Genomic DNA, 25474 nt, shown 5'->3' with positions numbered 1-25474 from the left:
TACTCCTGTTAATGAGCCGCTTCAGGCAGGACAAAACCCATCGCCGCATCGATAAATAATCTTTCGTCCATCAGTTTGAGTTCTGGCGAAATCACTGGGGTGAAATCCATTTTGTCGAGAATATCTTTTTGTAAATCGACGCCAGGGGCGATTTCGATTAAATGCAGGCCGTCTTCTTTTAGCGTGAATACGGCGCGCTCAGTGATATAACGAACATCCAGTCCTCGCTCGAGAGCGATTTTTCCGCTGAAAGTAATTTCCGGTAGTTCCCGAATAAATTTCTTCACCCGTCCTTCCTGGACTATATTTAATTTGCCGTCGGCAATTTCTGTTTTTAAACTGCCCGCAGTTAATGTGCCGCAGAAAATGATTTTCTTCGAAGTGGCACTGATATCAATAAATCCACCGGTGCCCATGATTTTACCATTGAATTTATGCACGCCGACGTTACCGTGCTGGTCGACTTCAGCAAAACTCAAATAACAAACATCCAGACCGCCACCGTGATAAAAATCAAACTGGGACGTCATATCCAGAATGGCACGGGTATTCACGTTCGCGCCAAAGGCGATCCCCTGTGAAGTAATTCCGCCAATCGGACCTGTTTCTACCGTCAGAATAAAGTCATCAGCACAACCTTCTTCTCGGGCGACCAGGCCAATGCCGTCAGCAATACCGACGCCGACATTCCCCACCGCGCCTTTACGCATTTCGAATAATGCGCGCCGCGCAACTAATTTACGTTGGTTTAGGGGCAGGCTAAGTTTGGTACTGTCATCAAGGGTGAAGTCACCAGAAATAAAGCGGTTAACCGGCGCACCGCCATACAGTTGGGTTTGATCCGGATCGACCACCACAATATCCACCAGATAACCCGGAATACGGACAGATTTAGGATGCAGCGTGGCTTTCTTAACCATTTTCTGCACCTGCATCATCACAATACCGCCGTTATTGTGCACCGCCTGAGCAATAACCAATGCGTCGAGATACATCACCTCATCTTCAAAAGTGGCGTAGCCTTCACTGTCGCAGGTGGTAGCGCGAATGAAGGCGATATCCGGCGCAATCGCTTTGTAATAGAGATATTCTTTGTTATCAAACTCGACCAGTTTAATCAGGTCTTCTTTAGTGACTTCATTCAGTTTGCCGCCTTGCTGGCGTGGATCGACAAATGTTCCGATGCCAATATCACTAATAATACCAGGCTGGTGGGCTGCGGCGGCGCGTAAGGTTTGTGTAAGTACACCTTGTGGATAGTTATAAGCAATAATTTTATTTTGTTCTGCGAGATCAGAAATACGCGGCGATTGTCCCCAGTGACCGCATAATGCCCATTTCACCAGACCTTCTTGCGCCAGCGGACTAATACCACGGTCGGCGCGATCGCCAAGCCCTGTTGGACTAATAATAGATAAATTACGTGGTGTTTGAGTCTGTTTATATTTATCAGCAAGAGCAGTAATTAACGTGGTGGCTTCCAGAATACCGCCGCCAGCGCCTAATACACAAAGCGTTGCTTCGTCGGGAATATAATTCACCGCTTCCTGTGCCGACAGGACCGGCACTCGTCCATTAATACGAGGTGGTTTTACAGGTTTCATTGTTAATTCCTGATTCAGGTGTAATTTTCCCTACGCCAGATGGAGAATTAGAGCGCAGAGACTCACGAAATATTTTTATTAAATACGGTTGAATATATTTTTTTAGTTCGGCGGGGGAGGGTATTCCCGCCGAAATATTATTGCTTATGCCTGATGTAAAATAGTTAATACCGTGCGCAAATCATTTACCGAGATTTGCCCTGGCGCAGAGGCTTTTTTTACCGCACCAAAAGTTGCCGCCGACCCAAATACTTCACCAGCCAGACGAGAAATTACGCCAGTTTTTGCCATCGACATCGTGATGATTGGACGATCGGCATACTGCTCCTGCATCTCCAGGGTCGCGGCAAGCAACGTCAGCACATCGCTGGTACTTTGCGGCATCAGCGCAATCTTAGGAATATCGGCATCGAAGGACTGCATTTTGCGCAGACGGGCAATGATTTCTTCGGCTTCCGGCGTTTTATGGAAGTCATGGTTGGACATGACAACTTTCACATCATGCGCGTGGGCGTAGGCGACGGTTTCTTTAACTTGATCATCACCGGTAAATAACTCCAGATCGATCATATCAACCAGGCCACTATCGATGGCTGCACGATTGAGTGCAATATAAGCCTCGGTGGAAATCGCCTGCTCGCCGCCTTCTTTGGCACTGCGGAAGGTAAACAGCAGTGGTTTTTCTGGCATGGTTTCACGGAGAATTTTTGCTGCCGCCATGACAGACTCCACATTGGAGAGGTCGGCATAGTGGTCAACACGCCATTCCAGAATATCAAAGTCCGCTTCACGATAGGCGAGAGCTTCGGATTTCACGCTGGCGATATCTTTCGCCATCAGCGAGACGATGATTTTAGGTGCGCCCGTACCAATGACGAGATCTTTTACAGTTACGGTTTTCATTTTTTACCCTTTCTGCACGCGGTCAGCCTGTCAGGCACCGAACCCCATGACCTGTTTAACATATTCCAGAGGGAAATCTTTGCCAGTCCATAACGTGAACTGTTCAGCCCCTTGCCACAACAACATGCCGTATCCATCAATCGTTTTGCAACCAGCTTGTTGCGCCTGCTGCAATAACTTCGTCATATGCGGGTTATACACGCATTCAGTGACCAGAAGTCCCGGATGTAACAGACTGATATCATTAACCAATGATTCATTCTCAAGGGGTTTCATGCCCACTTTTGTGCCATTGGTTAAAATGTCGGCGGAAGCCAGGGCTTCAGCAAAGGCTTGCTGATCGGCGAGATCGGTAACCGTGACGACACAATCGGTGTTTTCGTTAACCCGCTGCGCGAAGGCGAGGGCTTTATCGAAGAACTCATCCCGACGGTTAAAGAGTTTAATTTCTTTTAAACCTTCAATTGCCCCCTGCGCGCCAATTGCCGTTGAGGCACCTCCGGCCCCTAACAGCACCATCGTTTTGCCTTTGATATCAAAACCGCTCTCTTTAATGGCGCGAATATGGCCCGTGCCGTCGGTGTTATAGCCACGCAGATAGCCATCATCATTTACGATGGTGTTGATGGCACCCACCAGTTTGGCTGCTGGCGTTAATTCATCAACATATTCACACGCCAGTTGTTTGTTCGGCATTGATACACCAGTTCCGCGCATTTTGAGGGCTTTTAATCCTTCAATTGCTCCGGGAAAACTATCGTTATCCACTTCAAAGGCCATATAGGTAAATGGCAATCCCGCTTTTTCTAAGGCTTTGTTCTGCATTTCGGGCGATAAACTGTGGCGGATGGGATAGGCCATCAACCCAATCAATTCGTATTTTGCGGTAACATCCATAATTAACTCCTTTAACCTCTATGCTTAATTGTGTTTAACCGGGTGCTAAATTTATGCTCGCCAAACCGCACATCATTTTCAGGAATAATGAAAACGCGGTAATAACGGATAAAAACAATAATTGCGGTAATCAGGGCCAGCAGCGCGAAAGTAAAATCGAGAACAATGATATATTGCAGGCCGATGTTCGACAGATAACCGGTAATCAGCGGAATAACAAAGTTAGCCAGTCCACCCATCATCATATAAATACTGGTGACTTTGGCTTTGCTTTTGGGAAAAAACTCTGACATGACCGAAACGCCGAGCTGTAAAATGCCGCCAGCCGCTGAGAAACCGATAACAAAGGCTCCGGCATTGCACACCAGTGGAGAAGGGTACAGGTAGATAATGGCAGCTGTTATTGTTGCCAGTGCAGAGTTAAATACATTAGCCCAGATGGGCCGGACCATTTTTTTCAGCAGTGCGGCAAAAATAAAGACACAGACCAGCGAACCCATACTGTAATAAGAGATGGTTTTTAATGCCTCAGCTTCTGACATACCAGCAAAAGCCATCGCATATTTGGGCATCCACACCACAATCACATAAAAGGTCGAGAATGCGGCTACACCGAACAGTACCGATGAAACACCTTCCAGCCAGACTAACGGTTTGCTGTTCATTTGCGGTAATTCATTAGCTACGCTGGCGTCCACCAACTGGCTGGGGAATTTGCTTTTTAACAGCATCAGCGTGATCAGTACAAACAGAATACCAGGAATAATCAGCCCATAGCCGTACCAGATATTATTGAGCAACATATAGCTCACCAGCATTGGGTAGAACATTTGCCCGAATGACACCATCGCTTTAACCAGTATGACCGCCGAACCAGAGGCTTTCGGAAAGCATTCCATGAGCGCAGGATAGCCACCCGTATCCAGCGCTGAGTTAGCGATACCTACGCACACTGCCAGACAGTAGGCGAGAGTTAAATTCGGGCAAGCGGGAATACCAAAGAAGAATAGCAGATACATTATTACTGCCATTAATATCACCGCCCGACGACCAAACTTATCGGAGATCACACCGAAGAATAAAATACTGATCAATCGGCCCAAACCGATACCGGAAATTAAATAGGCAATGCCCGCGTTGTCAGTGGAAAACTTTTCTGCCAGAGATGACATATTTTGGGCAAGCGTAATAACACTAATGCCGTGCAGGAAATAGCTGAAGTAAATACAAAGAACAGCCAGGATAAATGGCGTGCTGAAAGCCTTATTTTGAGACATTTTCACAGCTCCTTGCTGAAAGATAATTTCGTTACCGTACGTATTGTTCTCCGACGGTTTACATAATTACTATACTGAAGATGATTTTCCCTGGGTACATGGCATAAAGTTTATGTTTCCAGGAATATTGCATGTCATAGTTTGTTTTTGATCGCGATTTTCCTTAGTTGGCGCAGAAAGAGTTATTTATCCGTAAGATCTTGCATGACCTGAAAAGAATATTGCATTACCCACCCGGAGCGACATTTTCCTTTAGCGAGTGATGCCACGTTTCTTTGCGGCTGCGTAAGCCGATAAACAGTGCCAGTAAAAAGCCGATGGCAGCGATGGCGGTATCGAACCACATAATATCGGCAATACTTCTTTGGGACAGATGAGCCGTAATCAACGGAATAGTAAAGGTCGCAATACTGCCCGCACTGTAATAGATCCCTGTAGCTTTACCTTTAGCGTAGGGGAAACGTTCAGCCATTAATGTCAGGCCAATTTGCACAACACCTCCAGCAGAGGTAAAACCAATGACAAAAGCAAATATTATCACCACATAAAATGTGGGATGCAGACAGACGGTAAACAGAGCAATAAATGAGATAAAGGTGTACAGCATCAGTAATGTTGTTGGGCTAACGGTATTACGAATGAGTGGAGCGGTAATAAATACACAAAGCAGCGAACCCACGGTGTAGATACTGAGTAGTTTGATCGACATAGTGTATGACATGCCTGCAACAAATTGTCCGTACTGTGCCAGCCACTGGCTAACCAGATAAAAGGTTGCCATTGAGATATAGCCATATAAGGTATAACTGGCTAAATCGATAATTGAACAGCGATGTTCCGTAGAGTTGGTGGCTTTCTCTATGACAGGTAAGCGACGACCCGGATGGGGTGGGAACGTACAACGGTATAAAAACAGAGCATTAATAAACATAATGCCTGCGGCAATCATAAAGGACCAGCCGAACCACAGTTCAGCCCACACTAACAGGCTGATGATTAGCGGTAATAAAAATTGCCCGCTGGAAACAAATGCTTTAATTAAAATATTAGCTGTACCCGGTGAACGTGGAAAAGCTTCCATCAAACTGGGATAGGTGCCTGCATCGAGAAAACTGTTTGCCATTCCCGCCAGAAAGCCCAAACCATAAGCGATAATGATGTTATTGGTGTGCAGGATGCCAAAAAAGAAGGCCATATAGCAGCACATCCCGAGCATGATAAAAGGGCGGCGACCAAAGCGATCGGATAATAATCCTGCAAAAAGCAAGACACTTAATCGACCAATACCCAGCGATGAGATAACTATTGAGACGCCTGCGGCATTAGTCTGCCAAAGCGTCTCCAGCGAGGCCATATTCAGGCTCATCAAAATGACGCCCATACCATGCACCAGGTAATTAAAATACAACCCAAGTGCGGTAGGGAAATAGGGATTTTTCATAGGTTCTACTTAGCAAAGGTGCTTTAAAAAGTGAAGCGATGTTGTGTCAGCATCCGTTCATTATTGTTGTAACAACGACAATTCCTTTCTTTGGAAAATTAACAAAGGCGCTCCAGATCGTGTGCATATAATTCAGCGGCTACCGATTGATAGATCTTCCAGTCAATAAAATTGCCATCAGGGTAGACACGTTGAAACGCGGTTAAGTCAGGGAAAAAACGCATGGTGTTGTTGCCGATGCGGTTATTTATTTTCTCTATGATGGCATGAAGATGTTTTTTTCGTTGCTGTCGCATAGCCAACAGTTGCTCGACCACACGATCAGGAATGGCGCATTTGTCATTTTCCCACTGACGCCAGCTTTCACTGTCACCGGTCTGGGCAATCCAGGTCGCGCATTCATCAGTAGTCATGGCAAAAATATGGCGAAGAGCCTGGAGTTCATAAGCGTTCATCGTGTAATGGCTGCATGAAATAAACAATAAAATATAAATAACATTATCAGCCTGCCGACGGCTTGAAGAGAGTCACAGTATCTTGTGCAACATTATTGGAAAGAGTGAGGGGGCGAGGTAGCGAAGCGGAAAAATGTTAAAAAAAAGCCCATCGTGGGAGATGGGCAAAGACTACACACAGCAATTCGTTGTTTCACTCAGGGGATTTCCATGCTTATAAATCAATATGTTGATTTATAACCGTGAGCTAATAGTAGGCATACGGACTTTTTGCGTCGATCAGATTCGTCTCATTAGTTTAAAAACTGTAAAGAATTTGCGACAGGTACTACCAGCTGAATGGCGGTAAGCAGGAAAATATGGGGAAGAGCAAGCAAATATCAATTAGCGGTGGTTAACAATCAGGCGGCAGAGCCGCCTGATGAGAAATTACTTATTCGGTTTCTCGATTTCGCCAAGTTCTTCGAGAATTTCTTCCGGTTGGTCCGTCGGCGGCGGGACTTCTTCCACCCACGCGGCAAACAGACGCCAGGAAACGGCTAACAGAACCGGACCAATAAACAGACCGATCATCCCGAAAGCAATCAAACCACCAATAACGCCAGAGAGGATCAGGATCAGCGGTAAATCGGCACCCATGCGAATTAACATTGGGCGGATGACGTTATCCAGCGTGCCAACCACACCGCTCCACACTAACAATACCGTTCCCCAGGTGGTATCGCCGGTCCAGTAGAGCCAGATAATCGCCGGAATCAGTACCGGCAATGGGCCAAGCTGGACAAGGCAGGAGAGGATCATTAACACCGTGAGCAACGTTGCATAAGGTACGCCGGATACGGCGAGGCCGATACCGCCAAGCACAGCCTGTACTAACGCCGTCACCACCACACCCAGCGCCACCGCGCGGATAGCCTGTGCCGCCAGCAGTACGGCGGCATCTCCGCGAACGCCTGCCAGACGGGTTGCAAAATGGCGAATGCCTTGTGCCACCTGTTCACCGCGCCAGTACAGCAGGGCACTGAAGAGAAGCATCAGCGCACAATGCACCATAAAGCGCCCGATATGCGCCGCCTGCCCAACGAACCAGGTGGTGGTGGTGCCAATATAAGGGCGGACTTTCGCCATGATCGCAGTCCCCCCCATATCCAGCAAGTTGTGCCAGCCTGCATACAGCTTCGCGCCAATCACCGGAATGGTATTAAGCCACGCCAGATCGGGTAACGTCATGTCACCGCTGGAAATAGCTTTAATTAGCGGACCGCTGCCATCGACAATACTGTTAACCAACAAGGCAATAGGGATGATAAACACCATCACTAATAACAGCGTCATCACCAGAACGGCGAGAGAGCGGCGGCCAAACATGATCTTTTGCAAACGTAATAATACCGGCCAGGTAGCGATAACCACCGTACCGGCCCATGCGAAGCCGAGAATAAAGGGTTGAACAATCCACAGACATGCCACAATCATGATGGCTAAAAACAGCACCGAAAGCAGAATTTGTGCGACATCCCTGGGCTGACGAACATTTACCATAACTACTTTTCACCTTTTTTGTGCGTCAAATCGTCGACGCGACGTGAACACGCGAAACTCACCTGCATAATGATGAGCAATTTCAGCGGTTTTTAACAGGCCGATTCTGCCCTTAATTCTGATGGGCGTGTTAGAAAAAAATGTGGTACAACAACTCAGGCAACACGCAAACGATTTACTCGTCGTATTTCAAGTTGCATGTGCTGCGGCTACGTTCGTTCACCCCAGTCACTTACTTTTGTAAGCTCCTGGAGTTCACTCGCTTGCCGCCTTCCTGCAACTCGAAATCCATAGAGTAAATAAACATCACCTTTCAGTGCGCTATTGCAGCCGCCTGAAAGAATAGTGTATCGACCTACATCACAGACCGCAGGAAAGGGTCAATATAATGATTCCACAGATTTCCCAGGCACCCGGCGTCGTTCAACTGGTGCTTAATTTTTTGCAAGAGCTGGAGCAACAGGGGTTTACCGGCGATACGGCGACAAGTTATGCCGATCGTCTGACAATGTCGACCGACAACAGTATTTACCAACTTCTCCCCGATGCGGTGGTATTTCCGCGTTCAACCGCAGATGTGGCGCTGATCGCCCGTCTTGCCGCGCAGGAACGCTATTCATCGCTGATCTTTACCCCCCGCGGCGGCGGCACCGGCACTAACGGTCAGGCGCTCAACCAGGGGATTATTGTTGATATGTCCCGCCATATGAACCGCATCATCGAAATTAACCCTGAAGAGGGCTGGGTGCGCGTTGAGGCCGGGGTGATAAAAGATCAACTCAATCAGTACCTGAAACCGTTCGGCTACTTTTTTGCGCCGGAACTTTCGACCAGCAACCGGGCAACGCTCGGTGGGATGATCAATACCGATGCATCCGGTCAGGGATCGCTGGTCTATGGCAAAACGTCAGATCACGTACTTGGCGTACGCGCGGTGTTGTTGGGGGGCGATATTCTCGATACGCAACCTTTACCCGTCGAACTGGCGGAAACGCTGGGTAAAACCAATACCGCAATCGGGCGAATTTATAACACGGTTTATCAACGTTGCCGTCAGCAACGCCAGTTAATTATCGACAACTTCCCCAAACTTAACCGCTTTCTTACCGGTTACGATCTGCGTCATGTCTTTAACGATGAGATGACCGAGTTCGACCTGACGCGCATTCTAACGGGTTCAGAAGGGACGCTGGCCTTTATTACCGAAGCGCGGCTGGATATTACGCCCTTGCCTAAAGTGCGCCGTCTGGTGAACGTCAAATATGACTCTTTTGACTCCGCGCTGCGTAACGCGCCGTTTATGGTTGAGGCGCGGGCGCTTTCGGTAGAGACGGTGGACTCAAAAGTGCTGAATCTGGCGCGGGAAGATATCGTCTGGCATTCCGTCAGTGAGCTGATTACCGATGTACCTGACAAACAGATGCTCGGGCTAAACATTGTTGAATTTGCCGGAGACGATGAAGCACTTATCGATCAGCAGGTGAATGCGCTCTGTGCGCGGCTGGATGAACTTATCGCCAGCCAGCAAGCAGGTGTGATCGGCTGGCAGGTATGCAGTGAACTGGCAGGTGTTGAGCGTATTTATGCCATGCGCAAAAAAGCCGTCGGCCTGCTCGGTAATGCCAAAGGAGCAGCCAAACCGATTCCATTTGCCGAAGATACCTGCGTACCGCCGGAACATCTGGCGGATTATATTGCTGAATTTCGCGCGCTGCTCGACAGCCACGGCTTAAGTTACGGTATGTTCGGTCACGTCGATGCAGGTGTCTTGCACGTCCGTCCGGCGCTGGATATGTGCGATCCACAACAAGAGATTTTGATGAAGCAAATCTCTGATGATGTAGTGGCGTTGACTGCGAAATACGGTGGTTTGTTGTGGGGCGAACATGGTAAAGGTTTTCGTGCCGAATACAGCCCGGCGTTTTTTGGAGAGGAACTTTACGGCGAATTACGTAAAGTCAAAGCGGCATTTGATCCACAAAACCGGCTCAACCCAGGGAAAATTTGCCCACCGGAAGGTATCGACGCGCCTATGATGAAAGTGGACGCGGTGAAGCGTGGCACATATGACCGGCAGATCCCCATCGCGGTACGCCAGCAGTGGCGTGGTGCAATGGAGTGTAACGGCAACGGTTTATGCTTCAACTTTGATGCCCGCAGTCCGATGTGCCCGTCGATGAAGATTACCCAGAACCGGATTCATTCACCGAAAGGGCGCGCAACGCTGGTGCGTGAATGGCTGCGTTTGTTGGCAGATCGCGGCGTTGACCCACTCAAACTGGAACAGGAACTGCCTGAATCCGGTGTCAGTCTGCGGACGTTAATTGCCCGTACGCGTAATAGCTGGCATGCGAATAAAGGCGAATATGATTTCTCGCACGAAGTGAAAGAGGCGATGTCGGGCTGCCTGGCCTGTAAAGCGTGTTCGACTCAGTGCCCCATCAAAATTGACGTGCCTGAGTTTCGTTCTCGCTTTCTGCAACTCTATCACACCCGTTATTTACGCCCGCTTCGCGACCACCTCGTTGCTACGGTCGAGAGCTACGCACCGCTGATGGCACGCGCGCCGAAAACCTTTAACTTCTTCATTAACCAGCCGCTGGTGCGCAAACTCTCGGAAAAACATATCGGCATGGTTGATTTGCCACTGCTGTCGGTTCCCTCGCTGCAACAACAAATGGTGGGGCATCGCTCGGCAAACATGACGCTGGAACAGCTTGAAGTTCTCAATGCAGAGCAGAAAGCGCGCACGGTGTTGGTGGTGCAGGACCCCTTTACCAGCTATTACGATGCGCAAGTGGTGGCGGATTTTGTCCGTCTGGTCGAAAAATTAGGTTTCCAGCCCGTGTTACTGCCATTTTCGCCGAATGGCAAAGCCCAGCATATCAAAGGCTTTCTTAATCGTTTTGCGAAGACGGCGAAAAAAACGGCGGATTTTCTCAACCGAATGGCGAAATTGGGAATGCCAATGGTGGGCGTCGATCCAGCGCTGGTACTTTGTTATCGCGATGAATATAAACTGGCTCTGGGCGAGGAGCGTGGCGAGTTTAAGGTCTTACTGGCGAATGAATGGTTGGCAAGCATACTTGAGTCACAGCCAGTGGCTACAGTCAGCGGTGAATCATGGTATTTCTTTGGTCACTGTACCGAAGTTACCGCCTTGCCGGGCGCTCCAGCACAATGGGCGGCAATATTTGCCCGTTTTGGCGCGAAACTTGAAAATGTCAGCGTGGGTTGCTGCGGCATGGCAGGGACTTACGGACATGAAGCGAAAAATCATAAAAACTCGCTCGGGATCTATGAGTTATCCTGGCATCAGGCGATGCAGCGACTGCCGCGTAACCGCTGTCTGGCGACCGGATATTCCTGTCGCAGCCAGGTAAAACGGGTTGAAGGCACGGGGGTACGCCATCCTGTGCAGGCTTTACTGGAGATTATTAAATGATATGGAAACGAAAAATCACCCTGGAAGCACTGAATGCAATGGGTGAAGGAAACATGGTGGGGTTGCTGGATATTCGCTTTGAACATATTGGTGATGACACCCTTGAAGCGACAATGCCAGTAGACTCGCGGACAAAGCAGCCTTTCGGGTTGCTGCATGGAGGGGCATCCGTGGTACTGGCTGAAAGTATCGGTTCCGTTGCCGGTTATTTATGTACCGAAGGTGAGCAAAAGGTGGTTGGTCTGGAAATCAATGCTAACCACGTCCGCTCGGCACGAGAAGGGCGGGTACGCGGCGTATGTAAACCGTTGCATCTCGGTTCACGTCATCAGGTCTGGCAGATTGAAATCTTCGATGAGAAAGGGCGTTTGTGCTGTTCGTCACGATTGACGACCGCTATTTTGTGACGTTGTCACCAGAAAAGTGTGACGCATATTGCTTTTGGTCATTATCTGCACAGTAAACGGTGGTATACTGTGCAGGTCTTGTCTAAAAGCGAGGATGCTATGTCTACTCAACTTGATCCCACCCAGCTGGCCATTGAATTTTTACGCCGTGACCAGAGCAATCTTTCACCTGCCCAATATCTCAAACGTCTGAAACAACTAGAACTTGAATTTGCTGACCTGCTTACTCTCTCTTCTGCTGAATTAAAAGAAGAAATCTACTTTGCCTGGCGTCTGGGCGTGCATTGATCCTGACTTAATGCCGCAATTTCGCAAAATCGACCTGGATTAACCTCCGTCCAGGTTCGATGACCTTCTTAATACTGCTTATCTACCCGCCTGATATTGTTCAAAAATAATACTAATCGCAGTTTGTGTTAAAACGGCGGGTTAGCTTTATGAGATTATTCTTATCGCCCCTTCAAGAGCTAAGCCACTGAGAGTGCCGGAGATAAGCGCCGGATGGGGTAGAAACCCTTAAGCCTGTGTCGCACAGACTTAAGGGTTTTCTAATTTCTGAACGCTGCACTTTTTTACCTATCTCTTAAATAGTCATTTTCAATACAACTTTTTCTTTTTCATCACAGCCTTAATGCTCCTTAGATAATAATCATTATCTAACAATGAGATACCTAATTCTTAGCGTGCCTGTTAACCCACACATCAGGGTCTATGCTTATTTAAAGCAGGCAAAAAGCATGTTTTACGGTAAAGCCCCTGCGTTTGCTGGGTTGAACTGATAATCATTATCACTAACATGCTGTTATACGCTGAAAGCGATGAAGTGAGGTAAATCGATGGACATGCATTCAGGAACCTTTAATCCACAGGATTTCGCCTGGCAGGGCTTAACGCTGACACCCGCAGCCGCTGTCCACATCCGTGAGCTGGTGGCAAAGCAACCAGGTATGGTCGGCGTGCGCTTAGGCGTGAAGCAAACGGGCTGCGCGGGATTTGGCTATGTGCTCGACAGTGTTAGCGAGCCAGACAAAGACGATCTGCTGTTTGAACATGACGGCGCGAAGCTGTTTGTCCCGCTGCAAGCGATGCCGTTTATTGATGGCACGGAAGTCGATTTCGTTCGTGAAGGACTTAATCAGATATTCAAATTTCACAACCCGAAAGCCCAGAATGAATGTGGCTGTGGCGAAAGCTTTGGGGTATAGGCGGTACTATGTCTCGTAATACTGAAGCAACTGACGATGTCAAAACCTGGACCGGCGGCCCGCTGAATTATAAAGAAGGATTCTTCACCCAGTTAGCCACTGATGAGCTGGCAAAGGGGATAAACGAAGAGGTGGTGCGCGCAATATCGGCGAAGCGTAATGAGCCGGAGTGGATGCTGGAGTTTCGTCTCAATGCCTATCGCGCATGGCTGGAGATGGAAGAGCCGCACTGGCTGAAAGCGCACTACGACAAGCTGAATTATCAGGATTACAGCTACTACTCAGCACCATCGTGCGGTAATTGTGACGACAACTGCGCGTCTGAACCCGGCGCGGTGCAGCAAACTGGCGCGAACGCCTTTTTAAGTAAAGAGGTGGAGGCGGCGTTTGAGCAGTTGGGCGTTCCCGTGCGGGAAGGCAAAGAGGTGGCGGTGGATGCCATTTTCGACTCTGTTTCGGTTGCCACCACTTATCGCGAAAAACTGGCGGAGCAGGGAATTATTTTTTGCTCCTTTGGTGAGGCGATCCACGATCACCCGGAACTGGTGCGTAAATATCTCGGCACCGTGGTGCCGGGGAATGACAACTTCTTTGCCGCGCTTAATGCGGCGGTAGCCTCTGACGGTACGTTTATTTATGTGCCTAAAGGCGTGCGCTGCCCGATGGAACTTTCCACCTATTTTCGCATTAACGCGGAAAAAACCGGGCAGTTTGAGCGCACCATTCTGGTGGCCGACGAAGACAGCTACGTCAGCTACATTGAAGGCTGTTCCGCTCCGGTGCGTGACAGCTATCAGTTACACGCGGCGGTGGTGGAAGTCATCATCCATAAAAACGCCGAGGTGAAATATTCCACGGTACAAAACTGGTTCCCTGGCGATAACAACACCGGCGGTATTCTCAATTTCGTCACCAAGCGTGCTTTGTGCGAAGGCGAAAACAGCAAAATGTCATGGACGCAATCAGAAACCGGGTCAGCGATTACGTGGAAATATCCCAGCTGCATTTTGCGCGGCGATAACTCCATTGGTGAGTTTTACTCGGTGGCACTGACCAGCGGTCATCAGCAAGCGGATACCGGCACCAAGATGATCCACATCGGTAAAAACACCAAATCGACCATTATCTCGAAAGGGATCTCTGCCGGACACAGCCAGAACAGTTATCGCGGCTTAGTGAAAATCATGCCGACGGCAACCAATGCACGTAACTTCACCCAGTGCGACTCAATGCTGATAGGCGCTAATTGTGGGGCGCATACTTTCCCGTATGTCGAATGTCGCAATAACAGCGCGCAACTGGAGCACGAGGCAACGACATCACGTATTGGTGAAGATCAACTGTTTTACTGCCTGCAACGCGGGATCAGCGAAGAAGACGCCATCTCGATGATTGTTAACGGCTTTTGCAAAGACGTGTTCTCGGAACTGCCGCTGGAATTTGCCGTTGAAGCACAAAAACTCCTCGCCATCAGTCTTGAACACAGCGTCGGATAAGGAATAAACATGTTAAGTATTAAAGATTTACACGTCAGCGTGGAAGATAAAACTATCCTGCGCGGATTAAGCCTCGACGTTCGTCCCGGCGAAGTTCACGCCATTATGGGGCCAAACGGTTCTGGCAAAAGTACCTTATCGGCAACGCTTGCCGGACGCGAAGATTATGAAGTGACGGCTGGCACGGTTGAGTTTAAAGGCAAAGATTTGCTTGCGCTGTTGCCGGAAGATCGTGCAGGTGAAGGCATCTTTATGGCCTTCCAGTATCCGGTGGAAATTCCCGGCGTCAGTAACCAGTTTTTCCTGCAAACGGCACTTAATGCGGTGCGCAGCTATCGCGGCCAGGAAACGCTCGACCGCTTTGATTTTCAGGATTTGATGGAAGAGAAAATCGCTCTCCTGAAGATGCCGGAGGATTTATTAACCCGTTCGGTAAATGTTGGTTTTTCCGGCGGCGAGAAAAAGCGCAACGATATTTTGCAAATGGCGGTGCTGGAACCGGAGTTATGCATTCTTGATGAGTCGGACTCCGGGCTGGATATTGACGCATTAAAAGTGGTTGCCGATGGCGTGAACTCGCTGCGTGACGGCAAGCGTTCATTCATCATTGTTACGCACTACCAACGCATTCTCGACTACATCAAGCCTGATTACGTCCATGTGCTGTATCAGGGACGAATTGTGAAATCCGGCGATTTCACGTTGGTCAAACAACTGGAGGAGCAGGGTTATGGCTGGCTTACCGAACAGCAGTAACGTGCTGCAACAGTGGCATCATTTGTTTGAAGCCGAGGGTGCAAAACGCTCCCCGCAAGCACAGCAGCATTTACAACAATTGCTGCGTACCGGACTGCCGACACGCAAACATGAGCACTGGAAATATACGCCGCTGGAAGGGCTGACCAATAGCCAGTTTGTCAGCATTGCGGGGGAGATATCCCCACAGCAGCGTGATGCCTTAGCGTTAACGTTAGACGCCGTGCGGCTGGTGTTTGTCGATGGACGTTACGTGCCCGTACTGAGCGATGCGACTGAAGGCAGCGGGTATGAAGTGAGCATTAACGACGACCGTCAGGGATTACCCGACGCTATTCAGGCGGAAGTGTTTCTGCATTTGACGGAAAGCCTGGCGCAAAGCGTGACGCATATTGCTGTGAAGCGCGGTCAACGACCGGCAAAGCCATTGCTGTTAATGCATATCACCCAGGGCGTGGCAGGTGAAGAGGTGAACACAGCTCATTACCGGCATCATCTGGATCTGGCGGAAGGTGCCGAAGCGACGGTGATTGAGCATTTTGTCAGCCTTAATGATGCTCGTCATTTCACCGGAGCGCGCTTTACCATCAATGTCGCAGCGAACGCCCACTTGCAGCATATCAAGCTGGCGTTTGAAAACCCCGTCAGTCACCACTTTGCCCATAACGATTTGTTGCTGGCTGACGATGCTACCGCATTTAGCCACAGTTTCCTGCTTGGTGGCGCAGTGTTACGACACAACACCAGTACGCAACTCAATGGCGAAAACAGCACGCTGCGGATCAATAGTCTGGTGATGCCGGTGAAAAACGAGGTGTGTGATACCCGTACCTGGCTGGAACACAATAAAGGTTTTTGTAACAGCCGACAGTTGCACAAAACTATCGTCAGCGACAAAGGCCGCGCGGTATTTAACGGTTTGATCAACGTCGCGCAGCACGCCATCAAAACGGATGGTCAGATGACCAACAATAATCTGCTGATGGGCAAACTGGCAGAAGTGGATACGAAACCGCAGCTGGAAATCTATGCAGATGATGTGAAATGCAGCCACGGCGCGACGGTGGGGCGTATTGATGATGAACAGATGTTCTATCTGCGCTCGCGTGGGATCAATCAGCAGGATGCCCAGCAGATGATCATTTACGCCTTTGCTGCCGAACTGACGGAAGCACTGCGTGATGAGGGGCTTAAACAGCAGGTGCTGGCCCGAATCGGTCAACGGCTGCCAGGAGGTGCAAGATGACTTTTTCCGTCGACAAAGTGCGGGCCGACTTTCCGGTGCTTTCTCGTGAGGTAAACGGTTTGCCGCTGGCTTATCTCGACAGCGCCGCCAGTGCGCAGAAACCAAGCCAGGTGATTGACGCCGAGGCCGAGTTTTATCGTCATGGCTACGCGGCGGTGCATCGCGGTATTCATACCTTAAGCGCCCAGGCGACCGAGAAAATGGAGAACGTGCGCAAGCGGGCATCGTTGTTTATCAACGCCCGTTCGGCGGAAGAGCTGGTGTTCGTCCGCGGCACGACGGAAGGGATCAATCTGGTCGCCAATAGCTGGGGCAACAGCAACGTGCGAGCGGGCGATAACATCATCATCAGCCAGATGGAGCACCACGCTAACATTGTTCCCTGGCAAATGCTTTGCGCGCGAGTGGGTGCAGAGCTGCGTGTGATCCCTCTCAACCCCGACGGTACGCTGCAACTGGAGACGCTGCCTACGCTGTTTGATGAGAAAACTCGCCTGCTGGCAATTACCCATGTCTCCAACGTGCTTGGGACAGAAAATCCGCTGGTGGAGATGATCACGCTTGCGCATCAACATGGCGCAAAAGTACTGGTGGATGGCGCTCAGGCGGTGATGCATCATCCGGTGGACGTTCAGGCGCTGGATTGCGATTTTTACGTGTTCTCCGGGCATAAACTGTATGGCCCCACTGGAATTGGCATTCTTTATGTCAAAGAAGCCTTGTTGCAGGAGATGCCGCCGTGGGAAGGGGGCGGTTCTATGATCGCCACCGTCAGCCTGAGTGAAGGGACTACCTGGACTAAAGCACCGTGGCGGTTTGAAGCCGGCACACCCAATACCGGAGGCATCATTGGTCTTGGCGCGGCACTCGAGTATGTTTCGGGGCTGGGGCTTAATAACATAGCCGAGTATGAACAGAATCTGATGCACTACGCGCTATCACAGCTGGAATCTGTACCGGATCTCACTCTCTATGGTCCCCAGAACAGACTTGGCGTTATTGCTTTTAATCTTGGTAAACACCACGCCTATGATGTTGGCAGTTTTCTCGATAACTACGGCATTGCTGTGCGTACCGGACATCACTGCGCTATGCCATTAATGGCCTATTACAACGTCCCTGCTATGTGTCGGGCGTCGCTGGCCATGTATAACACCCATGAAGAAGTGGATCGTCTGGTGACCGGATTGCAACGTATTCATCGTTTGCTGGGATAACAGGGAGGCACTATGGCTGTATTGCCGGATAAAGAAAAATTGCTGCGTAATTTTTTACGCTGCGCCAATTGGGAAGAGAAATATCTCTACATTATTGAGCTGGGCCAGCGTCTGCCAGAATTACACGACGAAGACAGAAGCCCGCAAAATAGCATCCAGGGCTGCCAGAGTCAGGTATGGATTGTGATGCGTCAAAATGCGCAGGGAATTATTGAATTACAGGGCGACAGCGATGCGGCCATTGTGAAAGGGCTTATTGCGGTCGTCTTTATTCTTTACGATCAAATGACACCGCAGGATATTGTCAATTTCGATGTGCGCCCGTGGTTTGAAAAAATGGCACTCACCCAACATCTCACCCCATCACGCTCACAAGGTCTGGAAGCGATGATTCGCGCAATTCGCGCCAAAGCCGCTGCACTTAGCTAAACTAAAGGGACAGCTTTCATCCGGTGGACTCACATTGCCGGGTGGTCAATGTTTACACTGGCCTGCACAGGAGTGTTTTGGTTTCAGGTGAACATAAGCGCCATCCGACGTTTCAGCGTGAGTCTCCGGCAAATACAGGAGGTTTACAATGAAACGCGCGTCTTTGCTTACACTCACGCTTATCGGCGCTTTTAGCGCCATTCAGGCTGCCTGGGCGGTTGATTATCCGCTACCTCCAACCGGAAGCCGACTGGTTGGGCAAAATCAAACGTATACGGTGCAAGAAGGGGATAAAAACCTTCAGGCCATCGCCCGACGTTTTGATACTGCGGCAATGTTGATACTTGAAGCCAATAACACTATCGCTCCGGTGCCAAAACCCGGTACGACGATAACGATTCCTTCGCAACTGTTATTGCCTGATGCGTCGCGTCAGGGGATTATCGTTAACCTTGCAGAGCTGCGCCTTTATTATTATCCGCCGGGAGAAAATATCGTGCAGGTCTATCCGATAGGTATTGGATTGCAAGGGCTGGAAACGCCGGTGATGGAAACGCGTGTGGGGCAGAAAATCCCTAATCCAACCTGGACGCCAACGGCGGGCATTCGTCAGCGTTCGCTGGAGCGTGGCATTAAATTACCGCCCGTCGTTCCTGCTGGGCCAAATAACCCGCTAGGACGTTACGCACTGCGCCTCGCGCATGGTAATGGCGAATACCTCATTCATGGCACCAGTGCGCCGGACAGCGTCGGTTTGCGCGTCAGTTCAGGGTGTATTCGCATGAATGCACCGGATATTAAAGCCTTGTTCTCCAGCGTGCGGACGGGAACGCCGGTGAAAGTGATCAACGAACCGGTGAAATATTCCGTGGAACCGAACGGGATGCGTTATGTGGAAGTACATCGACCACTATCAGCAGAAGAACAGCAGAACGTTCAGACAATGCCTTACACACTGCCAGCAGGCTTCACGCAATTTAAAGATAATAAGGCTGTAGACCAGAAGTTAGTCGATAAAGCGTTGTATCGTCGGGCAGGGTATCCAGTTGCCGTGAGCACTGGCGCAACGCCTGTAGCCAGCAATGCGCCTTCAGTAGAGTCAGCGCAGAATGGTGAACCAGAACAAGGGAATATGTTACGCGCGACGCAGTAGCGGTAAATGGCAGGCAAAAAAAATGGCGCACAATGTGCGCCATTTTTCACTTCACAGGTACTATTACTTGCGGTATTTAGTAGCCATGTTGTCCAGACGCTGGTTAGCACGAGCTGCGTCATCTTTAGCAGCCTGAACGTCGGAACGCATTGCGTTCACGTCGTTGCTCAGCTGGTCAACTTTAGCGTTCAGAGTCTGAACGTCAGAAGACAGCTGATCGATTTTAGCGTTGCTGGAGCAACCTGCCAGCAGAGTAGAACCCAGGATTACCGCGCCCAGTACCAGTTTAGTAGCTTTCATTATTAATACCCTCTAGATTGAGTTAATCTCCATGTAGCGTTACAAGTATTACACAAAGTTTTTTATGTTGAGAATATTTTTTTGATGGGAAGGCACTTATTTTTGATCGTTCGCTCAAAGAAGCATCGAACGCTGGGTTTTAGATAAAAAAATTGAGAGAAAACAGGATGCTTCCATCGGATTCATCTTAGATAAAGTGGGATTATATAGTGAAATCCGATTTGATTTTTTATTGCTTCTGGTTATCGATTAAATAAAAAAAGCGCCCATCAGGGCGCTTCGATATACAAATTAATTCACAAAAGCAATATTACAGGACGTGAACAGATGCGGTGTTAGTAGTGCCGCTCGGTACCAGTGCACCAGAAACCATAACTACGACGTCACCTTTGTGTGCCAGACCGCTCTGCAGAGCCAGTTCTTTACCCAGACGGTAGAAATCATCAGTAGAAGTGATTTCTTTAACCAGCTGCGGCACAACGCCTTTGCTCAGTACCAACTGATGAGCCGTTTTTTCGTTGGTGGTCAGTGCCAGGATGGTGGCATCCGGGAAGTATTTACGTACTGCACGAGCAGATTTACCGCCCTGGGTAGCAACCACGATCAGCGGAGCATCCAGTTTTTCAGCAGTTTCAACCGCGCCACGGCATACTGCTTCGGTAATGCGCAGTTTACGGTTGTCATTGTTGAACTCGAGACGGCTGTTCATAACGCGGTCGGTACGTTCGCAGATGGTCGCCATGATAGAAACTGCTTCCAACGGGTATTTACCTTTTGCGGATTCACCAGACAGCATTACTGCGTCAGTACCGTCGAGGATGGCGTTCGCAACGTCACCGGCTTCTGCGCGAGTCGGGCGTGGGTTTTTGATCATTGAATCGAGCATCTGGGTCGCAGTGATAACGACTTTACGTGCACGGATACATTTTTCGATCATCATCTTCTGGGCGAAGATAACTTCTTCTACCGGGATTTCTACACCCAGGTCGCCACGCGCAACCATGATGCCGTCAGAGGCTTCGAGGATTTCGTCGAAGTTGTTGAGGCCTTCCTGGTTTTCGATTTTGGAGATGATTTGGATGTTTTCGCCGCCGTGCGCTTTCAGGTGCTCACGGATTTCGATAACGTCAGAACGCTTACGAATAAAGGAAGCAGCAACAAAGTCTACGCCTTGTTCGCAACCAAAGATCAGGTCCTGTTTGTCTTTTTCAGCCAGTGCTGGCAGGGCAATGGAAACGCCTGGCAGGTTCACACCTTTGTTTTCGCCCAGGTCGCCGTTGTTCAGCACTTTACAGATAACTTTGTTACCTTCAATGGCGGTAACTTCCATACCGATCAGACCATCGTCAACCAGTACGGTGTTGCCAACAGACAGGTCAGTAGTGAAACCTTCATACGTTACCGCAACCATTTCGCTGTTGCCGATAACAGATTTATCAGTGGTGAAAGTAAAGGTCTGACCCGCTTTCAGAGAAACGTCGTTACCGCCTTCCAGTTTCATGGTGCGGATTTCCGGACCTTTGGTATCAAGCAGGATAGCGGCGGTTTTACCAGTTTTGCTCATCACGTTGCGCAGATTCTGAATGCGCTGACCGTGTTCTGCATAGTCACCATGAGAGAAGTTTAGACGCATAACGTTCATGCCAGCGTCCAGCATTTTAGCTAACATCTCTTCAGATTCGGTTTTCGGTCCGATGGTGCAAACAATTTTGGTCTTTTTCATGACAGTCTTAGTCTTTAAGTTGAGAAGGATGGGAGAAACTTGCTTTCTGGGCGCACTGCCGGAAAGCGAATCCGGTATTACGAAAGTGGTGGTGCCTCGCTCTAAGGATAGGTGACATCGAAAAAGCGTGCAGAGGAATGTGTGCTTGTGTCTCAGCCCAACGTGAGTGCCTGTTTTTGAGTCGTTGAGTTCTACAGTCCAAAGTGCTGAAACCATTCAAGAGTCAATTGGCGCGCATTATACGCTGAAATTAATCCAAAAGGAAAACAAAAACAGCGTTTCAAAAAATATACAACTCGTTAGACAATAAATTGTTATCAAAGATTTAACGTTCCAGGGAAAACGTTACGCAAAAACTTCGCTGTTTGCGCAACGTCTGGTGCCTGGGTTGTCAGTGTGAGGATAAGTGAGAGTTCATCCGGTGCATAAATACATCATCGCTCAATTGCTACAGTGAAAATAATTTATCGCGTTATTTGTCTGATTTTCTTTGGTTTTTGTTTAATTGATTAGATTGATATATGCTGATAGCTGGCATGATAAATAGGTATAAATAATGGGAAATCGGACAAAAGAGGATGAACTGTACCGAGAGATGTGCAGAGTTGTCGGTAAAGTTGTGCTGGAAATGCGCGATCTGGGGCAGGAACCAAAGCATATTGTTATCGCAGGCGTATTACGTACAGCATTAGCCAATAAACGCATTCAGCGCAGTGAGCTGGAAAAGCAGGCGATGGAAACCGTCATTAACGCACTGGTTAAATGACCATTCAGGATGAGGCGGTAAGCTTCATCCTGATATTCTTAGTTCAGTTGCAGTCCAGTTAATCATTCTAAATAACAACTGCTGAAATTATACAAATTCGGTATGTATTTTAATTTATAGCGATAATGTTATTTTTATTTTCTGTAGTGAACGTCACAAATAATTGTCGCTTAAGTTAAATTTATTTCAAATGATAATAAATATCAGTTCACTTATAATTTCTTGCTTTGTGATTTTAATTGATAACGATCAATGTTAAGAGCTCAGAATAATCACATTATTTTTCCTCCTAACCATAAAGGATTAGTTTATCAGCGTTAAATCTTTTCTCATACACTATCGGGTTAGGGAAAATATCTGGTGTTGGGGACAGAGTCAGCAGCGTATTAGTTGAATGCTTAATATCAGGCTGCTGAATTGTCAGCACTGTGTTTGCGAAGAGGATGCGAAATAAATGAACCCGGTTGATCGTCCACTATTAGATATTGGCTTAACGCGATTAGAATTCTTGCGTATATCAGGAAAAGGCCTTGCTGGTCTAACAATTGCCCCTGCGTTACTGTCACTTTTGGGTTGCAAACAGGAAGATATTGATAGCGGCACAGTAGGGTTGATAAATACACCCAAAGGGGTGCTGGTGACCCAACGTGCGCGATGCACGGGTTGCCACCGCTGTGAAATCTCTTGTACCACCTTCAACGATGGCTCAGTAGGTACATTTTTCTCCCGCATCAAAATCCATCGCAATTATTTCTTTGGCGACAACGGGGTTGGCTCTGGCGGTGGCCTGTATGGCGATCTCAACTATACCGCGGACACCTGCCGTCAATGTAAAGAACCGCAATGCATGAACGTCTGTCCGATTGGTGCGATTACCTGGCAACAGGAAGAAGGCTGTATTACCGTCGATCATAAACGTTGTATTGGCTGTAGCGCCTGTACTACGGCATGCCCGTGGATGATGGCCACCGTAAATACCGAAAGTAAAAAGTCCTCGAAATGTGTGTTATGCGGTGAATGCGCAAACGCCTGCCCAACAGGGGCGTTAAAAATTATCGAGTGGAAAGATATTACTGTGTGAATCTTGCAAAGGAAAAAATCATGGCTAACGGTTGGACAGGTAATATATTAAGAGTCAATCTCACGACAGGAAATATTACCCTCGAAGATTCCAGTAAGTTTAAAAGTTTTGTCGGTGGTATGGGCTTCGGCTACAAAATTATGTATGACGAAGTACCGCCAGGCACGAAACCTTTCGATGAAGCGAATAAATTAGTCTTTGCTACCGGCCCATTAACTGGATCTGGTGCACCCTGCAGTTCTCGCGTAAATATCACCTCACTTTCTACTTTTACCAAAGGAAATTTAGTCGTCGATGCCCATATGGGGGGCTTTTTTGCAGCGCAAATGAAATTCGCTGGATACGACGTCATTATTATCGAAGGGAAAGCGAAAGCACCGGTATGGCTGAATATTAAAGATGACAAAGTTAGCCTGGAAAAAGCCGATTTCTTATGGGGAAAAGGGACGCGCGCAACTACGGAAGAGATTTGTCGATTGACCAGCCCTGAAACCTGTGTGGCGGCTATTGGTCAGGCTGGGGAAAACCTTGTACCTCTCTCTGGCATGTTGAATAGCCGTAATCACAGCGGTGGTGCGGGAACTGGCGCAATAATGGGTTCGAAAAACCTGAAAGCGATTGCGGTTGAAGGGACGAAAGGGGTCAACATTGCCGATCGTCAGGAGATGAAGCGTCTCAACGATTACATGATGACTGAACTTATCGGTGCGAATAACAACCATGTCGTGCCAAGTACGCCGCAATCGTGGGCAGAGTATTCAGATCCCAAATCACGTTGGACAGCACGTAAAGGGCTGTTTTGGGGCGCGGCTGAAGGTGGTCCGATTGAAACGGGGGAAATTCCGCCAGGCAATCAGAACACGGTCGGCTTTCGTACCTATAAATCCGTTTTTGACTTAGGTCCGGCGGCAGAGAAATACACAGTAAAAATGAGCGGCTGCCACTCTTGCCCGATCCGTTGTATGACCCAAATGAATATTCCTCGGGTGAAAGAGTTTGGCGTGCCTAGCACAGGTGGTAACACTTGTGTTGCAAACTTTGTCCATACCACCATCTTCCCGAACGGTCCGAAAGATTTTGAAGATAAAGACGATGGTCGTGTGATTGGTAACCTGGTTGGTTTGAATCTGTTCGATGACTACGGCCTATGGTGTAACTATGGTCAGCTGCATCGCGACTTTACCTATTGTTACAGCAAAGGGGTGTTCAAGCGTGTTCTGCCTGCTGAAGAGTATGCGGAAATTCGCTGGGATCAACTGGAAGCGGGTGACGTTAACTTCATTAAAGATTTTTACTACCGTCTGGCGCATCGTGTGGGTGAGCTGAGTCACCTGGCTGATGGTTCATATGCTATCGCAGAACGCTGGAATTTGGGTGAAGAGTACTGGGGCTACGCGAAAAATAAACTCTGGTCGCCGTTTGGCTATCCAGTTCACCACGCCAATGAAGCGTCAGCGCAGGTCGGCTCCATTGTTAACTGTATGTTCAACCGTGACTGCATGACGCATACCCATATCAACTTCATTGGTTCCGGTTTGCCATTGAAACTGCAACGTGAAGTGGCGAAAGAGCTTTTTGGTTCTGAAGATGCTTACGATGAAACCAAAAACTACACGCCAATCAATGACGCAAAAATTAAATATGCTAAGTGGTCGCTGTTGCGGGTCTGTTTGCATAACGCCGTCACCCTGTGCAACTGGGTCTGGCCAATGACCGTTTCGCCGCTGAAAAGCCGTAATTATCGGGGCGATCTGGCGCTTGAAGCCAAATTCTTCAAAGCGATCACTGGCGAAGATATGACTCAGGAAAAATTAGATTTAGCTGCAGAGCGTATCTTTACGTTGCATCGCGCCTACACGGTAAAACTGATGCAAACCAAAGATATGCGTAATGAACACGATCTTATCTGTTCCTGGGTATTCGACAAGGATCCGCAGATCCCGGTCTTTACTGAAGGTACTGACAAAATGGATCGTGACGATATGCATGCTTCGCTCACGATGTTCTACAAAGAAATGGGCTGGGACCCACAGCTTGGTTGTCCGACCCGCGAAACATTGCAGCGTCTGGGGCTGGAAGATATTGCCGCCGATCTGGCAGCACACAATCTACTGCCTGCGTAAGGAATGGG

23 protein-coding genes and 1 other RNA gene are annotated in these 25474 nt (G+C 48.7%); 13 read left to right on the top strand and 11 right to left on the bottom strand.

Annotated features, from left to right (window positions below; all coding sequences use genetic code 11):
• Positions 1 to 8 precede the first annotated feature (8 nt).
• The 8 genes from AACU19_RS06015 to ydiK form a co-directional block, all read right to left on the bottom strand.
• Positions 9 to 1604: an acyl CoA:acetate/3-ketoacid CoA transferase gene (locus tag AACU19_RS06015; protein ID WP_032184342.1), complete on the bottom strand. Its 1596-nt coding sequence runs from the start codon at positions 1602 to 1604 to the stop codon at positions 9 to 11.
• A gap of 144 nt (positions 1605 to 1748) precedes the next feature.
• Entirely contained in the window at positions 1749 to 2507 is a 759-nt protein-coding gene (aroD, locus tag AACU19_RS06010) for a type I 3-dehydroquinate dehydratase (protein ID WP_000860201.1), read from the bottom strand.
• Positions 2508 to 2537: 30 nt separating this feature from the next.
• The gene (ydiB, locus tag AACU19_RS06005; protein WP_000383469.1) at positions 2538 to 3404 is read right to left on the bottom strand and encodes a quinate/shikimate dehydrogenase; all 867 of its coding nucleotides are present in this window, start codon (positions 3402 to 3404) and stop codon (positions 2538 to 2540) included.
• An 11-nt stretch (positions 3405 to 3415) separates the two neighbouring features.
• The gene (locus tag AACU19_RS06000) at positions 3416 to 4681 is read right to left on the bottom strand and encodes an MFS transporter (RefSeq protein WP_001354705.1); all 1266 of its coding nucleotides are present in this window, start codon (positions 4679 to 4681) and stop codon (positions 3416 to 3418) included.
• Between the two features lie 226 nt (positions 4682 to 4907).
• Complete coding sequence (locus tag AACU19_RS05995) at positions 4908 to 6122, bottom strand: MFS transporter (RefSeq protein WP_105278806.1); 1215 nt, start codon at positions 6120 to 6122, stop codon at positions 4908 to 4910.
• 98 nt (positions 6123 to 6220) lie between these two features.
• A complete protein-coding gene (locus AACU19_RS05990) occupies positions 6221 to 6577 on the bottom strand; it encodes a YdiL family protein (protein WP_105278805.1) in 357 nt (118 codons plus the stop codon).
• Positions 6578 to 6713: 136 nt separating this feature from the next.
• An RNA gene (rprA, locus tag AACU19_RS05985) (antisense sRNA RprA) lies at positions 6714 to 6821 on the bottom strand.
• Between the two features lie 185 nt (positions 6822 to 7006).
• Entirely contained in the window at positions 7007 to 8119 is a 1113-nt protein-coding gene (gene ydiK, locus AACU19_RS05980) for an AI-2E family transporter YdiK (RefSeq protein WP_000248636.1), read from the bottom strand.
• Positions 8120 to 8507: 388 nt separating this feature from the next.
• Here ydiK and ydiJ point away from each other — a divergent pair, with 388 nt between their 5' ends.
• The 10 genes from ydiJ (at position 8508) to ldtE (ending at position 19473) form a co-directional block, all read left to right on the top strand.
• Entirely contained in the window at positions 8508 to 11564 is a 3057-nt protein-coding gene (gene ydiJ, locus AACU19_RS05975; protein WP_105278804.1) for a D-2-hydroxyglutarate dehydrogenase YdiJ, read from the top strand.
• Positions 11561 to 11971 (top strand): 1,4-dihydroxy-2-naphthoyl-CoA hydrolase, encoded by a 411-nt coding sequence (gene menI, locus AACU19_RS05970; RefSeq protein WP_000637986.1) that lies wholly within the window; start codon positions 11561 to 11563, stop codon positions 11969 to 11971. Before ydiJ ends, menI begins: the two co-directional genes overlap by 4 nt.
• A 99-nt stretch (positions 11972 to 12070) precedes the next feature.
• Positions 12071 to 12259 (top strand): YdiH family protein, encoded by a 189-nt coding sequence (locus tag AACU19_RS05965; RefSeq protein WP_001296104.1) that lies wholly within the window; start codon positions 12071 to 12073, stop codon positions 12257 to 12259.
• 548 nt (positions 12260 to 12807) lie between these two features.
• A complete protein-coding gene (gene sufA, locus AACU19_RS05960; protein WP_000367171.1) occupies positions 12808 to 13176 on the top strand; it encodes a Fe-S cluster assembly scaffold SufA in 369 nt (122 codons plus the stop codon).
• An 8-nt stretch (positions 13177 to 13184) separates the two neighbouring features.
• The gene (sufB, locus tag AACU19_RS05955; protein WP_001308677.1) at positions 13185 to 14672 is read left to right on the top strand and encodes a Fe-S cluster assembly protein SufB; all 1488 of its coding nucleotides are present in this window, start codon (positions 13185 to 13187) and stop codon (positions 14670 to 14672) included.
• A 9-nt stretch (positions 14673 to 14681) separates the two neighbouring features.
• Positions 14682 to 15428 (top strand): Fe-S cluster assembly ATPase SufC, encoded by a 747-nt coding sequence (gene sufC, locus AACU19_RS05950; protein WP_105278803.1) that lies wholly within the window; start codon positions 14682 to 14684, stop codon positions 15426 to 15428.
• Positions 15403 to 16674, top strand: a complete 1272-nt coding sequence (gene sufD, locus AACU19_RS05945) for a Fe-S cluster assembly protein SufD (RefSeq protein ID WP_105278802.1) — start codon at positions 15403 to 15405, stop codon at positions 16672 to 16674. The genes sufC and sufD overlap by 26 nt, the downstream gene beginning before the upstream one ends.
• Positions 16671 to 17891 (top strand): cysteine desulfurase SufS, encoded by a 1221-nt coding sequence (sufS, locus tag AACU19_RS05940; RefSeq protein WP_000144591.1) that lies wholly within the window; start codon positions 16671 to 16673, stop codon positions 17889 to 17891. Before sufD ends, sufS begins: the two co-directional genes overlap by 4 nt.
• A gap of 12 nt (positions 17892 to 17903) precedes the next feature.
• Positions 17904 to 18320: a cysteine desulfuration protein SufE gene (gene sufE, locus AACU19_RS05935; protein ID WP_000279727.1), complete on the top strand. Its 417-nt coding sequence runs from the start codon at positions 17904 to 17906 to the stop codon at positions 18318 to 18320.
• 148 nt (positions 18321 to 18468) lie between these two features.
• A complete protein-coding gene (gene ldtE, locus AACU19_RS05930) occupies positions 18469 to 19473 on the top strand; it encodes a L,D-transpeptidase LdtE (RefSeq protein ID WP_105278801.1) in 1005 nt (334 codons plus the stop codon).
• A gap of 63 nt (positions 19474 to 19536) precedes the next feature.
• Here ldtE and lpp read toward each other — a convergent pair whose 3' ends face one another.
• The 3 genes from lpp to ynhH all read right to left on the bottom strand — a co-directional run bounded on the left by lpp (position 19537) and on the right by ynhH (position 21698).
• On the bottom strand, positions 19537 to 19773 hold the full coding sequence (gene lpp, locus AACU19_RS05925) for a murein lipoprotein Lpp (protein WP_000648420.1): 237 nt from the start codon (positions 19771 to 19773) through the stop codon (positions 19537 to 19539).
• A gap of 310 nt (positions 19774 to 20083) precedes the next feature.
• The gene (gene pykF, locus AACU19_RS05920) at positions 20084 to 21496 is read right to left on the bottom strand and encodes a pyruvate kinase PykF (RefSeq protein ID WP_000751442.1); all 1413 of its coding nucleotides are present in this window, start codon (positions 21494 to 21496) and stop codon (positions 20084 to 20086) included.
• A 7-nt stretch (positions 21497 to 21503) separates the two neighbouring features.
• On the bottom strand, positions 21504 to 21698 hold the full coding sequence (gene ynhH / locus AACU19_RS05915) for a protein YnhH (protein ID WP_240806354.1): 195 nt from the start codon (positions 21696 to 21698) through the stop codon (positions 21504 to 21506).
• Positions 21699 to 22052: 354 nt separating this feature from the next.
• On the opposite strand from ynhH, the gene fumD reads away from it, so the two are divergent.
• From fumD to AACU19_RS05900, 3 genes are all read left to right on the top strand, one after another.
• The gene (fumD, locus tag AACU19_RS05910; RefSeq protein WP_000528342.1) at positions 22053 to 22262 is read left to right on the top strand and encodes a fumarate hydratase FumD; all 210 of its coding nucleotides are present in this window, start codon (positions 22053 to 22055) and stop codon (positions 22260 to 22262) included.
• 454 nt (positions 22263 to 22716) lie between these two features.
• Positions 22717 to 23343 (top strand): ferredoxin-like protein, encoded by a 627-nt coding sequence (locus AACU19_RS05905; RefSeq protein WP_001070240.1) that lies wholly within the window; start codon positions 22717 to 22719, stop codon positions 23341 to 23343.
• A 20-nt stretch (positions 23344 to 23363) separates the two neighbouring features.
• On the top strand, positions 23364 to 25466 hold the full coding sequence (locus AACU19_RS05900; protein ID WP_001273493.1) for an aldehyde ferredoxin oxidoreductase: 2103 nt from the start codon (positions 23364 to 23366) through the stop codon (positions 25464 to 25466).
• Positions 25467 to 25474 lie beyond the last annotated feature (8 nt).

This window comes from Escherichia sp. MOD1-EC4550 (assembly GCF_963876935.1).
GTDB lineage: Bacteria > Pseudomonadota > Gammaproteobacteria > Enterobacterales > Enterobacteriaceae > Escherichia > Escherichia coli_F.
The sequence above is the reverse complement of the archived record's forward strand: the minus strand, read 5'-3'. Positions and strand labels throughout refer to the sequence as shown.